Annotated in this window: 14 protein-coding genes; all 14 read right to left on the bottom strand. The window is 56.7% G+C overall.

From position 1 onward, the window contains the following. Nucleotides 1–500: 500 nt before the first annotated feature. A complete protein-coding gene (locus ACFWUB_RS09415; protein ID WP_292281407.1) occupies nt 501–1079 on the bottom strand; it encodes a porin in 579 nt (192 codons plus the stop codon). Nucleotides 1080–1105: 26 nt separating this feature from the next. Next, nucleotides 1106–2155, bottom strand: a complete 1050-nt coding sequence (locus ACFWUB_RS09410; protein WP_020310517.1) for a glycosyltransferase family 9 protein — start codon at nt 2153–2155, stop codon at nt 1106–1108. Beyond that, entirely contained in the window at nt 2152–3183 is a 1032-nt protein-coding gene (locus ACFWUB_RS09405) for a glycosyltransferase family 9 protein (RefSeq protein WP_020310518.1), read from the bottom strand. The genes ACFWUB_RS09410 and ACFWUB_RS09405 overlap by 4 nt, the downstream gene beginning before the upstream one ends. After that, on the bottom strand, nt 3170–3691 hold the full coding sequence (locus ACFWUB_RS09400; protein ID WP_020310519.1) for a D-glycero-alpha-D-manno-heptose-1,7-bisphosphate 7-phosphatase: 522 nt from the start codon (nt 3689–3691) through the stop codon (nt 3170–3172). The genes ACFWUB_RS09405 and ACFWUB_RS09400 overlap by 14 nt, the downstream gene beginning before the upstream one ends. Then, a complete protein-coding gene (rfaD, locus tag ACFWUB_RS09395) occupies nt 3688–4653 on the bottom strand; it encodes an ADP-glyceromanno-heptose 6-epimerase (RefSeq protein WP_292260593.1) in 966 nt (321 codons plus the stop codon). The genes ACFWUB_RS09400 and rfaD overlap by 4 nt, the downstream gene beginning before the upstream one ends. After that, nucleotides 4650–6131, bottom strand: coding sequence for a D-glycero-beta-D-manno-heptose-7-phosphate kinase (rfaE1, locus tag ACFWUB_RS09390; protein ID WP_020310521.1), 1482 nt, complete (start codon nt 6129–6131; stop codon nt 4650–4652). The genes rfaD and rfaE1 overlap by 4 nt, the downstream gene beginning before the upstream one ends. 22 nt (nt 6132–6153) lie before the next feature. Next, nucleotides 6154–6618: a transcriptional regulator NrdR gene (gene nrdR, locus ACFWUB_RS09385; RefSeq protein ID WP_020310522.1), complete on the bottom strand. Its 465-nt coding sequence runs from the start codon at nt 6616–6618 to the stop codon at nt 6154–6156. Nucleotides 6619–6696: 78 nt separating this feature from the next. Next, on the bottom strand, nt 6697–7734 hold the full coding sequence (gene ftsZ, locus ACFWUB_RS09380; protein ID WP_020310523.1) for a cell division protein FtsZ: 1038 nt from the start codon (nt 7732–7734) through the stop codon (nt 6697–6699). A 119-nt stretch (nt 7735–7853) separates the two neighbouring features. Continuing rightward, nucleotides 7854–8765, bottom strand: a complete 912-nt coding sequence (locus ACFWUB_RS09375) for a cell division protein FtsQ/DivIB (protein ID WP_292260601.1) — start codon at nt 8763–8765, stop codon at nt 7854–7856. Further along, nucleotides 8765–9703 (bottom strand): D-alanine--D-alanine ligase, encoded by a 939-nt coding sequence (locus tag ACFWUB_RS09370; protein WP_302680930.1) that lies wholly within the window; start codon nt 9701–9703, stop codon nt 8765–8767. The genes ACFWUB_RS09375 and ACFWUB_RS09370 overlap by 1 nt, the downstream gene beginning before the upstream one ends. A gap of 4 nt (nt 9704–9707) precedes the next feature. Next, a complete protein-coding gene (murC, locus tag ACFWUB_RS09365; protein WP_292298590.1) occupies nt 9708–11096 on the bottom strand; it encodes a UDP-N-acetylmuramate--L-alanine ligase in 1389 nt (462 codons plus the stop codon). A 28-nt stretch (nt 11097–11124) separates the two neighbouring features. After that, nucleotides 11125–12246, bottom strand: coding sequence for an undecaprenyldiphospho-muramoylpentapeptide beta-N-acetylglucosaminyltransferase (gene murG / locus ACFWUB_RS09360; RefSeq protein ID WP_020310527.1), 1122 nt, complete (start codon nt 12244–12246; stop codon nt 11125–11127). A 33-nt stretch (nt 12247–12279) separates the two neighbouring features. After that, on the bottom strand, nt 12280–13647 hold the full coding sequence (gene murD / locus ACFWUB_RS09355; RefSeq protein ID WP_416183850.1) for a UDP-N-acetylmuramoyl-L-alanine--D-glutamate ligase: 1368 nt from the start codon (nt 13645–13647) through the stop codon (nt 12280–12282). A 55-nt stretch (nt 13648–13702) separates the two neighbouring features. Continuing rightward, entirely contained in the window at nt 13703–14668 is a 966-nt protein-coding gene (gene mraY / locus ACFWUB_RS09350) for a phospho-N-acetylmuramoyl-pentapeptide-transferase (protein ID WP_020310529.1), read from the bottom strand. Nucleotides 14669–14671: the final 3 nt, after the last annotated feature.

Below are 14671 nucleotides of genomic sequence, written 5' to 3'. Positions count from 1 at the left end.
GCATCCATTATGACTCCACTCCTTAGGCTAATAACATAAATACCCTTACATTTTACTATACGAACAATCATCCGTCAAACGAAAATACAAAAAAGAGGCTGTCACATCAAGACAGCCTCTTTTAAGGGGCTAGGGGCTAGTGGCTAGGGGCTAGGGGTTAGCGGATGGTTTGAAATTTATGGCCATCTTCTACAAACTATAAAGAAAAAGGGACTGCGCATGATGGCAGAATCCTTCATACGACAGCCCCTTTCCCTGACATGCCTGACCTGGTCTTTACCCCCACACTCGCCTGCTGGGACGTTCGCTCATAGACTGCTGTCCCCCACTACTAGCCCTCTCGCAGTATTTCCGCGGCAGGTCTTACTTCTAGGCCGCACTATGATCAGCACCGCTTTGGGTGCCTTACGTGGATCGCTTGGTCTGCGACTGACATCGACTTTCAACCACAGCACATGTCATTGGTACATTATACGGGACGGATCCGCCCCTTGTCAATATCAGAACTTATAGCCCATGCCGACCTGCCAGCCTTTGACATCGTCGTCGTAGTTATCGACGTCGACGCTGCTGCTGCGGTATTTTATGTGGGCATCCCAGTTCGGCGTGATGTCGTAACCGACGCCGACTTCATAGGTATTGACGTCATCGCCGACACCGACGGATGCAAAGCCCTGCCAGCGTGCTGCCAGAGGGAGCTGGCCTTTGAGGCCGACCTGATAGCCATAGGACTTGGTCGTATTATACGTTTCGGTCTTGACGTAGGAGCCGCCGGCAAAGGCCGACAGATACGGCGTAAAGCGGTAATTACCGACGAGATAGTTTTCGTTGATCTTGTTGTCGTTATCGCCCTTGGTGTAGTTGTTGACGTACTGGATGTCCCAGCGATTGTTCAGGACGTAGGTGACGTCGCCACCGGTCAGGCGGCTCTTGGCACTGCGGCCGCCTTCTTTCTGGTCGAAGCCGTAGTTGGCGTTGGCCTTCAAGTCACCGGGCTGAGGATCCCGCAACGGGGCTGCCATAGCAGCCGAAGTCATGGCCAGGGCGGCCAGGGTCGCTGCAATAATAAGTTTTTTCATAACCTTCCACCTCCATATAATACGGGTTATTTTCTTCCATAATAACGGCTCAGGAGTTCTTCGCCGGCGGCGATGACCTGGCTCATGGGAATAACCGAAATACCTTTATAATTACCTTCGCGGATAATTTGTTTCATGCTCTTGCCAACTTCATAGTGGTTCGTCGATTCCAGGACGATGGCCCGGTCCGTATAGGGGCCGTAAAGCTTGGGATTGCTCGGCCCGTAGAGGGCGACCAGGGGAACGCCCTGACTGACGGCGACGTGCATAGGGCCGCTGTCGTTGGTGATGAACAGCGAGCAGCAGCGGATGGCCGAGGCCAGTTCGCCGATGGTGAATTTCCCGGTGGCAATGATCGGGTCCGATTCCATCTGGGACGTCGCTTCTTTGACCATGGCTTCATCCATAGGGCCGCCGAAGAAGACGCACTTGAAGCCGCGGCGGGCGAAGTAGTCGGCAACGGCGGCAAAGCGCTTGGCCGGCCAGCGTTTCTGCGGAACGGCGCTGCCGATATTGAAGCCGATGAGGGCATCGCTGTTGTGGACGCCCTGGGTACGGTAGAATTCCGTCGCCTTGTCATCCCAGGCCTTGCAGGTGAAGAACTGCAGGCCGTCGCTGCGGTAGTCATCGATGCCCAGCTGGGCCAGGACGTTGATGTACATATCGGCCGCGTGGAGATGGATGCGGTCCAGGCGGGTATAGCGGTCCATCAGGGGCCGGACCAGGAAATGGCTCATGCCGACGAACTGCTTGGCGTGGATGACGGCCGCCAGGAAGGACGTCCGTTCATTGGGATGCAGATTGATGAGGATATCGTAGTGATGCTGATGCAAGTGCCGCCCGATACGCCACAGGGCCCGGACGGAATTGTCTTTACCCTTCTTGTCGACCGTGACCAGGTGGTCGATATTGGGGTTGTAGCGGACGACGTCGGCCACTTTCTCATCGACGACGAGGGTAATTTCCGAGCCCTGGGCATGACGGCGCAGGACCTGCAGGAACGGGGTGATGAGGATGAGGTCGCCTAGATGCATGAGAAAGGTGACGATTATTTTTTTGTTGCGCAGATTAATCATAGTTCCACCTTCTTCAGGACGCCTTCATAGACCTGCCACAGCGCATCGGGCGTAATCTGGGCCATGCAGTCCGGATCATCGACCAAGGGCCGTTCCGGCGTCGCCTGGGACGTCGGCGACAGGACCATGTGGATGTAGGCGTCGTCGTTTCCGCCGTAAGGGCCGGTCCGCTGGGGACACGTCGGCCCAAAGAGGGCGATGAGTTCTTTTTTCAAGGCATTGGCCATGTGCAGCGGCCCCGTATCGGCACTGATATAGAGGGCGCTTTCAGCAATGGCCGCCATGAGCTGCCGCAAATCGGTGCGGCCTGTATAGTCGAAGACCTGGCCCGACGAATCATGGTCCTTCAGGGCCTTCCCTTTGGGGACGTCGTCGCCGCTGCCTAAGAGGACGGCGGCCATGCCGGACGCCGTCAGGCGCTGCAGGAATTCCTGCCAATGGGACAAGGGCCATTCCTTGACGCTCCAGCGGGCACCGGGCACGATGGCCACATAGGGTCCGGTCAGGCCGTCCGCCGCCAGACGCTGGCGCCAGGCCCGTCTTTCACCGGTAATATCGGGAAGCGGGAATTCGATGGCATCGACGCGGCCGCCGAGGACGCGGACCGTATCGAGATAGCGTTCGATGACGTGGTCGTACTTGTGGGGACCCGTGAGGCCCTTGCTGACCAGGAAACTGCCTTCGCGCATTTCCCAGTAGCCATAGCGTTCTTCAGCACCGCTCAACCAGGCGACGATAGCGCTCTTGGCCAGGCCCTGGAGGTCAAAGGATACGTCGAAATGATAGGCATGGAGCGTCCGGCGCAGCTCTTTCCAGTACGACAGGGATTTCAGCCGCTTCTTGTCGATATAGATGACTTCATCGATATAAGGTTTTCCCGGCAGGACCGGCGCGAACTGTTCATGGACGGCCCAGACGATGCGGGCGTCCGGGCAGTTCTGACGCAATGCGTAGAGTGTCGGCAGGGCGTGAAGGACGTCGCCGAGAGAGCTCATCTTGATGACCAGTATGTTCTTATATGCTTTCACGGCCCTTCCTTTCTGCGACGATGGCCCGGACGAAATCGTCCAGCCTGCCGCCAGTAAATAAATAGCCATCCATGCCGGCCCGCTGCCCACATTCCACATCGCGGGGCATATCGCCGATCATGAAAGAGTGTTTCAAATCGATATCGTAATCTTTCGCCGCCTGCAGGACCATGCCCGGCGCCGGCTTGCGCCAGTCGCTCTTCTTGTCATAGGCCTTGACCGGCGCCCCTTCAAGATAAGGGCAGTAGTAGACGGCCGTAATGATGCCGCCGGCTTTGGCCGCTTCCCGGCACATCCAGTCGTGGAGGACCTTCACGTCGTCTTCCGTATAATAACCGCGGGCGACCCCGCTCTGGTTGGTGACGACGATGATGGCATAGCCCTCTTCCGTCAGATAGGCCAGGGCCTCTTTGGCCCCGTCCATCCATTCAAAATCCTTGATGAAGCCCAAATAGGATTTGTCGACGTTGAGGACGCCGTCGCGGTCGAAAAAGACGGCCTTCCTCATTCGTAATACCCGTCGCTCTTTTCCAGGATGCTGCAGTATTCCTTGACGGCTTCCGGGAGCAGGGTAAAGCCGCGGTCATAGCCGGCTTCCATGAGCTTCGTCGTGTCGGCCTGGGTATAACTCTGGTACTTGCCCTTGAGGATGTCCGGGAAGGGGACGTATTCGATATGGCCTTTGCCGCAATAATCGATGACGCCCTGGACGAATTCATTGAACGTATGGCCGATGCCGGTGCCGCAGTTGTAGATGCCTGACAGTTCCGGATGTTCCCAGAAATAGAAGATGACGTTGACTACGTCGTTGACGTAGATGAAATCGCGGATCTGGCCGCCATTTTCATAGCCTGCCGTCCCTTCAAAGAGGGTAATCTTCCCTTTTTCCTGGAGTTCATGGTACTTCTGGTAGATGAGCGAAGCCATGCGGTCCTTGTGGTTTTCCTGGGGACCGAAGACATTGAAATAGCGGAAGCCGACAATCTGGCTCTTGGCCAGGGGCATGACGCGGCGGACGAAGCGGTCGAACTGGAGCTTGGAATAGGCATAGGGATTCAGCGCCTGTTCGCAGGCCGGGTCTTCGCGGAAGCCGTGCTTGCCGCTGCCATAAGTCGAAGCCGACGAAGCGTAGAGGAAGGGAATCTTGCGCTGCATGCAGTAGCGCAGGAGATTCTTGCTGCCTTCATAGTTGTTCTTCATCATGTAGCGGCCGTCGTAGTTCATCGTGTCCGAGCAGGCCCCTTCATGGAAGACGACGTCGATGTAGCCGCAGTCGAAGGTGTCGTCGGCCATCTGTTCGTCGAAGTCGGCATAGTCCATGTAATCAAAGAAATCGAGGCCCTGGAGGTTGCGGCATTTGCGGCCGTCCGTCAGGTCGTCGACGATGAGGATGTCGTTGATGCCCCGGTTGTTCAACTGTTTTACGATATTGCTGCCGATAAAACCGGCACCGCCTGTTACAATTTTCATAGTTTCCCCTTCTTTACTAAATCAGCTATTTTCTGGATCAGGCCTGTCGTCGAATATCCGTCTTCAAAGGAAATGATCTCGACGCGCTTGACCGATTCCCGGCCGACGACTTCATCAGCTTTGTAATCGCCGCCTTTGACCAGGATATCCGGACGCAGGACCTGTAAAAGTTCTTTCGGTGTATCTTCCTCGAAGATGACCACTTCATCGACGCAGGCCAGGGCACTCAAAAGGATGGCCCGGTCTTCCTGTTTGACCAGGGGCCGCGTTTCCCCTTTCAGGCGCCGCACGGACGCATCGGAGTTGAGGCCGACGACGAGGTGCTGGCCCAGCATGGCCGCCTGCTGCAGGTAGAGGACGTGGCCGCGGTGCAGGATGTCGAAGCAGCCATTGGTAAAGACGACGGTATCGCCCTTCTTCTGCCATTGGCGTATCTTTTCAGCCGCTTCTTCCCGACTCAGGGGCTGATACGGATGCCAGTGGGCCGGCTGCCATTCCTGCCATAATTTGAGCAATTCGTGGCGATGGATGGGATAGGTCCCGACCTTGGTGACGACGATACCCGCTGCGGCGTTGGCGATCTGCAGGCTCGTGCGAATCGACAAGTGGCCGGCAATAGCCGACAGGAAAGCTGCGGCTACGGTATCACCGGCACCGGATACGTCGAAGACTTCCTGCGCCGTCGCCGGGTTGTTCCACACCTTGCCGTCCCGGCCGATGACGGTGATGCCCTTTTCCGAGCGGGTCACCATGAGGTGGGCGAACTGATACTGCTCATGCAGGATTTCCGCTGCCGCTACGACGGCCTGTCCTTCATTGGCTACAGGCCGTCCCAGGCAGTCGCTCAGTTCTTTCATGTTCGGCGTCACGAAATCGGCGCCGTTGTATTTCGTCCAATCGCTGCCCTTGGGGTCGACCAGGACGGGAATCCCGGCCCGATTGGCTTCTTTGATGATGCTCTGAGCCAGGGAATCGGTGAGGACGCCTTTCTTATAGTCCGACAGGATGATGCCGTCCAGGCCGGCTGCCACGCAGTTGTACAGCCAGGTCATGAGTTGTTCCTCTTCCGTAACGGCCAAGGGCGTCACTTCTTCAAAATCCAGGCGTACCATCTGCTGGCGGGCGCCGAGGATGCGCATTTTCGTCGTCGTCGCGTGGTCCTGGCGCACGACCAGGCCCGACCCGTCGATATGGGCGTCTTCCAGCAGCTGGTGCAGGAGAGACGCGTTTTCATCGTCGCCGATGAGGCCGCCCAGAAAGACGTGACAATCGAGATTGGCCAGGTTCGAGGCTACGTTGGCAGCCCCGCCCAGGACGGACGTCATGTGGTCGACTTTATTGACAGGTACGGGCGCTTCCGGCGAAATGCGTTCCACTTTACCGAACACATAGCGGTCGACCATGATGTCGCCGATGACGGCGATGCGCAATTCCGGCAGGACATGGTTCAAAAAATGATCGATATAATTTTCTGTCATAATGTTCCTCGATTCCGGTCTCTTATTTCTTTTCTTTCGTGCCCATGAGATGCTGCAGTTCAGCCATGAAACTGTCCAGATCGGCGAATTCGCGGTATACGGAAGCAAAGCGGATATAAGCGACTTCATCGACAGAGCGCAGCTCGCTGAGGACCATTTCCCCTATCTTTTCACTGGACACTTCCTGGGCCAGGGTATTGCGGATGTTACGCTCGACCTTGGTGACGATGTCCTCCAGCTGCTGCCGCGTGACTTCCCGCTTGTTGCAGGCCCGGAGCAGGCCGTTCAATAATTTGTTGCGGTCGAATAATTCATGACGGCCATCTTTCTTGACGACGACGAGCGGCACTTCTTCGACCATTTCATACGTCGTGAAACGGCGGCCGCACTGCTGGCATTCGCGTCGGCGACGGATGGCCTTGCCGTCATCGGTAGCCCGCGAATCCGTTACTTTTGTATCTGCACATTGGCAAAATGGGCATCTCATGTTTTTTCCTCCTACCTTCTTCTCGACGGTATTTTTAAAAAAAAGCGGGTCCGCCGGGATCCGCTTTTTTCATGCTGATTATCTCATCCACGTAGGAATTTCTACGCCGCCGGCATTGTCTTTCGTATCGCCGGCTTTGGCTGCTGTACCAGTGCCCTGGCCAAATGCGGGAATCGAAGACGGTTCTTTGCCAAAACCCGTAGCCACGACAGTGATGCGGATGGAATCTTCCATATCCGGATCAATGACGGAACCAAAGATGATGTTGGCTTCCGGATCGACAGCTTCAGCCACTTTTTCAGCTGCTTCGTTGATTTCGTACAAGCTGATATCCGGGCCGCCGGTAACGTTGAGCAAGATGCTCTGGGCACCGTCGATGCTCGTTTCCAGGAGGGCGCTGTGGATAGCTCCATCGACAGCTTCGACAGCACGGTTTTCACCGGAGCCGACGCCGATACCCATGATAGCTTCGCCCTGGTCGGACATGATGGTCTTGACATCGGCGAAGTCGAGGTTGATGAGGCCTGTCGTCGTAATCAAATCGGAAATGCCCTGTACGCCCTGGCGGAGGACATCGTCAGCGACGAGGAATGCGTCCTTGAGGGGCGTCTTCTTGTCGATGATCTGGAGCAATTTATCGTTAGGGATAGTGATGATCGTGTCGACCTTTTCTTTCAAGTAGTCGGCACCTTTATCAGCGACTTCCTTACGGCGTTTCCCTTCAAAAGAGAACGGCTTGGTAACGACAGCCACCGTGAGGGCCCCCATTTCCTTGGCACATTCGGCAACGATAGGAGCTGCACCGGTACCGGTACCGCCGCCCATGCCGGCTGTGACGAAGACCATGTCGGCACCCTGCAGGGCCTTGACGATTTCTTCTTTGCTTTCCAGGGCAGCCTGTTCGCCGACCTGGGGATTGGCACCGGCGCCGAGGCCGCGCGTCAATTTTTCACCGATCTGGATCTTGACATCGGCTTTGGATACTTCCAGGACCTGGTCTTCCGTATTGACCGAAATGAACTGGACGCCCTGCAAGCCGCTTTCTATCATACGGTTGACAGCGTTGTTACCGCCGCCACCGACACCTATTACTTTTATGTTTGCAAACTCTGCCATATCGCATTTTCCTCCTTCAGACTCTATAACGCACACCCTGTGCAGTAGGATTCCTTATTATTTTACACTATCTTAGAAAATTTATCTACCTGTTTTTGAAAATCAAGGCCCTATGCGCCTTATTTCGTCTTGACAAGGGGCGAGCGCACATCCGTGTCGATGTATTGGACGGCCAGATGATTTTCCTGAACTTCGGCCAGCAGCGTTTCCGTCAGCTTCGCCCGTTCTGCCGGTTCATCGCCGCTGCCCAGGTGGATAGGGATGGAATCGGTCGTATAGGCGACGATGCTTTCGGGATTTCCCACGTTGATTTCAGCGATATTCTTGAGAATATCCGGCGGCAGGCTCTGGAGATAGACCATGGCCGAATGGAGGGTCGGGTCCGTCACCGTATCGCCTAAGAGCAGGTTATCGACTTTCTTGCCCGTCATGATTGGCAGGGATACGCCCTTGATCTGCGGCCCCAGTTCGATGACCCGCCCCGTCTTGTCGACATAGGCGAAGCCGTATAGCGTCGTGATGACAGCGGCTGGCTTGCGTTCTGTCAGGGTGACGTGGATCGTCGCCGGGAATTCCCGCGTCACTGTCGCGTCGGCAATGCGCAGGTCTTTCTTCAGCCGTTCTTCCACATCGTCTGTCGACAACTGGACGACGTTGACATAGGAATAAGCCCCGCAGGCCCGGTAGACATCTTCAAAGGACATGTTCTCGTTGCCATCGACGATGATCGTCCCGAAAGAGACCGGCGCCAGGCGCAGGAAGAGCCAGATGACGAAGACGCCGAGGACCGTAAAGATACAGCCGATACGGCGGCGCCGGGCCCAAATCTGTTTCTGCCGAGCCTTTTTCTTCTTCAGCCGTGCTGCCTGGCGGGCCTTGCGGCGGCGCTGGGCTTCTTTCTTGGCGGCCAGGGCTTCCCGGTCCGGTTCGTTCAGCGGGTCGTTCTCAAGATGAGGAGGAACAAACACATCATGAGGATCGTTAGGCAGCACGACCCGTCGCTGCCCCGTATGATATGATTTCTTTCCCATTAAAACTTACCTACCGATGCTTCCAGCAAAATCTTTTCACACAAATCTTCAAAGGACATCCCCATGGCCCGGGCGGCATCGGGGACCAGGCTGGTCGCCGTCATGCCCGGGACGGTGTTGATTTCCAGGACGAACGGATGGCCTTCTTTGTCGGTCATGATATCGACGCGGGATACGCCGCTGCAGTGGCACAGATGGAAGACATTCAGGGCCAGGTCCTGCATTTCTTTGGTCAGTTCCGGCGAAATCGGAGCCGGGCAGAGATGCTTGGCGACGCCAGGGGCATACTTGGAATAGAAGTCGTACTTGCCCGTGCTGGACACGATCTGGATGACCGGGAAGGCGACGTCGTCCATGACGGCGACGGTGAATTCATCGCCATCGATGAAGGCTTCGGCTACCAGCGAAGCGCTGTACTTGAATGCTTCTTCCAGGGCCGGACGGAGTTCCTCCTTGGTCTGGACGATGACCGTGCCGATGCTCGAGCCCTGGCCGGACGACTTGATGACGACAGGCAGGTCGAAGCGCTGTTCAATGTCGGCAGCGATGGCTTCGCGGTCCTGAGTGGCGAAATAGTAGGCAAAGGGCGCTGTGGCAATGCCGGCCCCCTGGAAAGCGGCCTTGCTCATGACCTTGTTCATGCCAACAGCACTGGCCATGACGCCGGGACCGGTATAGGGGAGCCCCATCATTTCACACAAGCCCTGGATGACACCGTCTTCGCCGTAGCGGCCGTGAAGGGCGTTGAAGACGATGTCGATACCCTTTTCGGTCAAGGTCTTGGCGAATTCTTTCGGTACGAGTTCGATCGTTTCGATGTGATATCCCTTTTTCGTCAAAGCGTCAGCAATGGCAGCCCCAGTGCGGCGCGATACTTCTGCTTCTGTCGAAGGACCGCCGACGACGACGGCAATTTTTTTATCTTTCATGTCTTCCATTTCCTTATTTCTCCATTTCTTTAGCTTCAGCGAGATAGGCTTCGCCGACTTTATAAATGTCTCCGGCCCCCATGGTGATGACCAGGTCGAGAGGCCGGGAATTTTCCTTTAAATAAGCCACTAAGTCTTCTTTGTGCGGGATATAGGTGACATCTTGTCCCGTCGTTTCCTTGACCTTCTTGGCAATGAGTTCCCCTGATACACCGGGGATGGGGTCTTCACCGGCACTGTAGACGTCGGTGACGATGAGTTTATCGGCTTTGGCAAAGGCGCTGCCGTACTGGTCGAGGAGCAGCTTCGTCCGCGTGTAGCGGTGCGGCTGGAAGAGGCAGACGACGCGGTGCGTCCCCATATCGCGGGCAGCCGTCAAGGTCGCATTGATTTCCGTCGGATGGTGGGCATAGTCGTCGACGACCCAGACGTCACCGACGAAGCCCTTGGTCTGGAAACGCCGTTTGGCGCCGTGGAAATGGCTCATGGCCGACGCGATGCCGTCGAAGGGCAGGCCGCAGGCATCGGCGACGGCTGTCGTCGCCAGGGCGTTGAGGACGTTGTGGCGTCCCGGTACGTTGAGGACCATATCCCCCATCTTTTCGCCGTGCTTATAGACGGAAAAATGGAGCTTGCCCTTGAGGTAATGCAGGTCGCTGGCCTGATAGTCCGCCGGCTGTTCGATGCCGTAAGATACGTAGCGGTGGCCCGTCTGCGGGGCCAGGGCGCGGATCTTGTCGTTTTCAAAGCACAAGACGGCCAGGCCTTCTTCAGGGTCGAGCTTCTGGATGAACTGCTTGAAAGCGGCGATGACGTTTTCCAGCGAGCCGTAATGGTCCATATGGTCGGCGTCGATATTGGTGACGACGGCGATATAAGGGTTCTGCTTGAGGAAAGTCCCATCGCTTTCATCAGCTTCGGCGATGACATAGGCGCCTTTCCCCAGGATGGAATTGCTATGCAGGTAATCGACTTCGCCGCCGATGACGATGGTCGGGTCCTGATGACATTCTTCAAAGACCTGGCCCAGCATGGACGATGTCGTCGTCTTGCCGTGGGCACCGGCTACGGAAATCCCCTTCCCCCAGCTCATGATATGGACCAGGGCATCCGAGCGATGGATGACAGGAATACCGCGGCGGCGCGCTTCGGCCAGTTCCACATTGGTATCGCGGATAGCCGATGAAATGACGACGACCTGGGCGTCCTGCAGGTTTTCCGGACGCTGGCCGATACAGATACGGGCCCCTTTTTTGGCGAACTGTTCCGTTACCGGAGACGCTTTGAGGTCCGAACCGGACACATGATATCCTTTTTCAATGAAAACATTGGCAATTGCCCGCATCCCAGCGCCGGCAATGCCGATAAAATGAACGTTGGTAACATCGTTCAGATTAACCATAGGTTTATTCCACACCCTTCTTTTCCTCTTACGGACGACGTTTGCGGGCAATCGACAAGGCCAGTTCGGCAATATCGTGTGCCGCCTGTGGCTTGCCCATGGAGCGGCTGGCTTTCGCCATCGCTGCCAGTGCCTTCGGATCGTCTTTTAAATGAATGATTTCTTCTAACAATTCCCGGCCTGTCAGCATCTTGTCGAGGATCATCTTGGCAGCGCCGCACATGACCAGGGCCTGGGCATTGTAGCGCTGGTGGTCTTCGGCTGCATAGGGATAGGGAATGAGGATGGACGGCACGCCGCGGACGGTCAGTTCAGCCAGACCGACGGCACCGGCCCGGTAGACGGCCAGGTCGCAGGCGGCCAGGGCGTCGGGCATATGATGCAGGTACGGGATGATACGGCTTCCCTTGCCATAGCGGCCGCGGCATTCGATGCCCGGCAGCTGCTTGACGACGCGGTCGTATTCATGGTCCCCCGTGACGTGGAGAATCTGGATATGGTCGTCGTTGCGGAAATACTTGTGGACTTCGATCATCGCCGTGTTGATGCTGCGGGCGCCGCGGCTGCCGCCGGCGACGAGGAGCGTAAACTTATCCGGGTCCAGGCCCAGGGCCTTGCGCCCTTCTTCCCGCGTCACCGTGAGGATATCCTTGCGGACGGGATTGCCCGTATAGACCAGGATATCCTTGCGCTTGAAACGGGCCGCTGCCTCTTCATAGCCCAGGGCTACGCGGTTGACGAAGCGGCTCAAAATCGTATTGGTAACGCCGGGGATGACGTTCTGTTCCTGTATCAGTGTGGGCACACCACTCAGGCTGGCTGCCAAAAGGACCGGACCGCAGACGAAACCGCCCGTCCCGATGACGACGTCCGGTTTGAATTTGTGGATAATGCCTTCTGCCTTGATCAGACTGCCTGCCGTCTTGCCCAGGGTGACGAGGTTGCGGACGGAAATCTTCCGTTCCAGGCCCCGCACGTCGAGGGTGACGAAAGGCAAGCCTTCTTTAGGGATCAATGTATTTTCCAGGCCGATTTTGGAGCCGACGTAGAGAAATTCGGTGGGCTCAATGTCGGCAATCGCCCGGGCAATGGTAATCGCCGGGTAGATATGGCCGCCTGTGCCACCTCCGGAAATAATGACTCGACGCATGTTCCTGCCTCCTGTTGTTTCTTCTAAATATCGTTAAATGGCGTTGACGATGCCCTTGAAGACACGTCCGCGCTGTTCAAAATTATCATACATGTCAAAGCTCGAGCAAGCCGGCGACAAGAGGACGGCCTGCGGTGCCTTGGCAATTTTGCGGGCCAGCATGATGGCCCTTTCCATGCTGTAACCAGTGCGGCGGATATCCTGGATACCCGCCTTCTTGGCAGCGGCTTCGAAGCGTTCGGCCGCATCGCCGATGAGGATCAGCGTATCGACGCGTTTCGCCGCCAAGGCCATGAAGTCATCGAGGTGCGTCTTCTTGTCATAGCCGCCGGCAATGAGGATGAGGTGCCCCTGCGGGAAGGCTTCCAGGGCCTTCATGGACGCATCGACGTTGGTCCCCTTCGAGTCGTTGTAATAGGTGACGCCGTGGATGGTCCGCACTTTTTCCAGGCGGTGTTCGACGCCTTTGAAAGCCTTGAGGACCTGGCGGATGACGTCGAGGGGCGCTCCGGCAGCATAGGTCAAGAGAATCGCAGCCAGGCAATTCTGGATATTATGCTTGCCGAAGAGGTGCAGGTCCGTTTCGGCACAGACGACGGTATCCTGGCCATGGAGGCGCAGGATAAGCTGTCCGTCCCGATAAAAGGCCCCTTCCGGGACTTCGCCGCACGTCGAGAAATAGACGACCGTACCGGTCATGTCTTTCGCCATGGCCCGTACCCGTTCGTCATCGTAATTGAGGACAGCGTAATCGCCCTTGTCCTGGTTGAGGAAAATCCGTTCCTTGGCAGCGGCATAGCCTTCCATCGTATGATGGCGGTCCAGGTGGTCCGGCGTGATGTTGAGGATTGTCGCGGCCTTGGCCTTGATGCTGTGCGTGAATTCGAGCTGGAAACTGGACAGTTCAGCGACGACGACGGCTTCTTTTGGCAGGTTGTCGGCCTGGGCCGACAGGCCGTAGCCGATATTGCCGCCGACGACGGTCTGACGGCCTGTGGCCTTCATGATTTCGCCGACCAGGGTCGTCGTCGTCGTCTTGCCATTGGTCCCAGTAATGCCGATCATGTCAGCATCGGTGACCCGGCAGGCGACTTCGACTTCACTCCAGATTGGCAGGCCGCGGCGGGCCGCTTCTTTCATGATCGGGATTTCCGGAGAAATGACCGGCGACGGGACGACGACATCCATGCCGTCCAAAAGAGCCGTTTCCTGGCTGCCGAAGACCAGCTGGACGCCGGCGGCCTTTATATCCGGCCACGGCTGTTCCGCCGTGTCGATGGCCTTCATATCATTCAGCGTAACGGACCCGCCATGACCTGCCAGGGCCAGAGAGGCAGCGCGGCCGCTGATGCCTGCGCCGATGACTAAGAAATGTTTTCCAGAAAAATCCATGATGCTCATTGCCAACACCTGCTTTATATAAAATATCGTAGTTCAATCAGAAAAGCCGCAGGCCCTATTTGCAGGCCAGTACGACGATAATGGACAGGATCGCCATGAGAGCCGAGAAGCTCCAGAACACAGTGACGACCTTGACTTCACTCCAGCCAGACAGCTCAAAGTGGTGGTGGATCGGGCTCATCTTGAAGACGCGGACACCGCGGGTCTTGAAGGAAATGACCTGGATGATGACCGACAGGGCTTCGATGACGTACAAGCCGCCAGCCAGGATGAGGAGCAGTTCCGTCTTGGTCAAAATGGCCATAGCTGCCAGGGCACCGCCCAGAGCCAAAGAGCCCGTATCGCCCATGAACATCTTGGCCGGATGCTGGTTATAGAAGAGGAAGCCCAGGCAGGCCCCGGTCAGGGCCGTGCCAAAGATAGCGAAATGGGTATAGCCCAGGGCGACGGCGATGACGACGTAGGCAACGGACGTAATGGCGCAGGACCCGGCAGCCAGGCCGTCGAGGCCGTCGGTCAGGTTGACGGCATTGCTCGTGCCGACGATCATGACGAAGACGAAGAGATAGTAGAACATGCCCAAATCGACAGTGATGGAAGTAAAGGGAATCCACAAGGTCGTCGGGAAATGGAGAAAGGCATCGAGGATGTAGCAGAAAATCGCGGCCATGACGAACTGGCCGGCCAGTTTCTGTTTCGCCGTAAGACCCAGGTTGCGGTGCTTGATGGCCTTGATGCTGTCATCGAGGAAGCCGATGACGCCATGCCCCAAAGCCAGGAATAAGGCCAGGCCTTTGCGCAGGTCCATCGGATCGAAGATGAGGCACGATACGGTCAGCGCCGTCAGGATGAGGATGCCGCCCATAGTCGGCGTCCCGGCTTTATATTTGTGGCTCTGCGGCCCTTCTTCCCTTTCGGACTGGCGGGCATGGAATTTTTTCAATTCCTTGATGACCAGCGGTCCGAAGACCAGGCCGATGACCAGGCTGACGATGAAGCTGAGAATCAGCATTTTAAACATTCA

This window comes from Megasphaera sp. (genome assembly GCF_047831605.1).
GTDB classification, from domain to species: domain Bacteria; phylum Bacillota; class Negativicutes; order Veillonellales; family Megasphaeraceae; genus Megasphaera; species Megasphaera intestinihominis.
The sequence above is the reverse complement of the archived record's forward strand: the minus strand, read 5'-3'. Positions and strand labels throughout refer to the sequence as shown.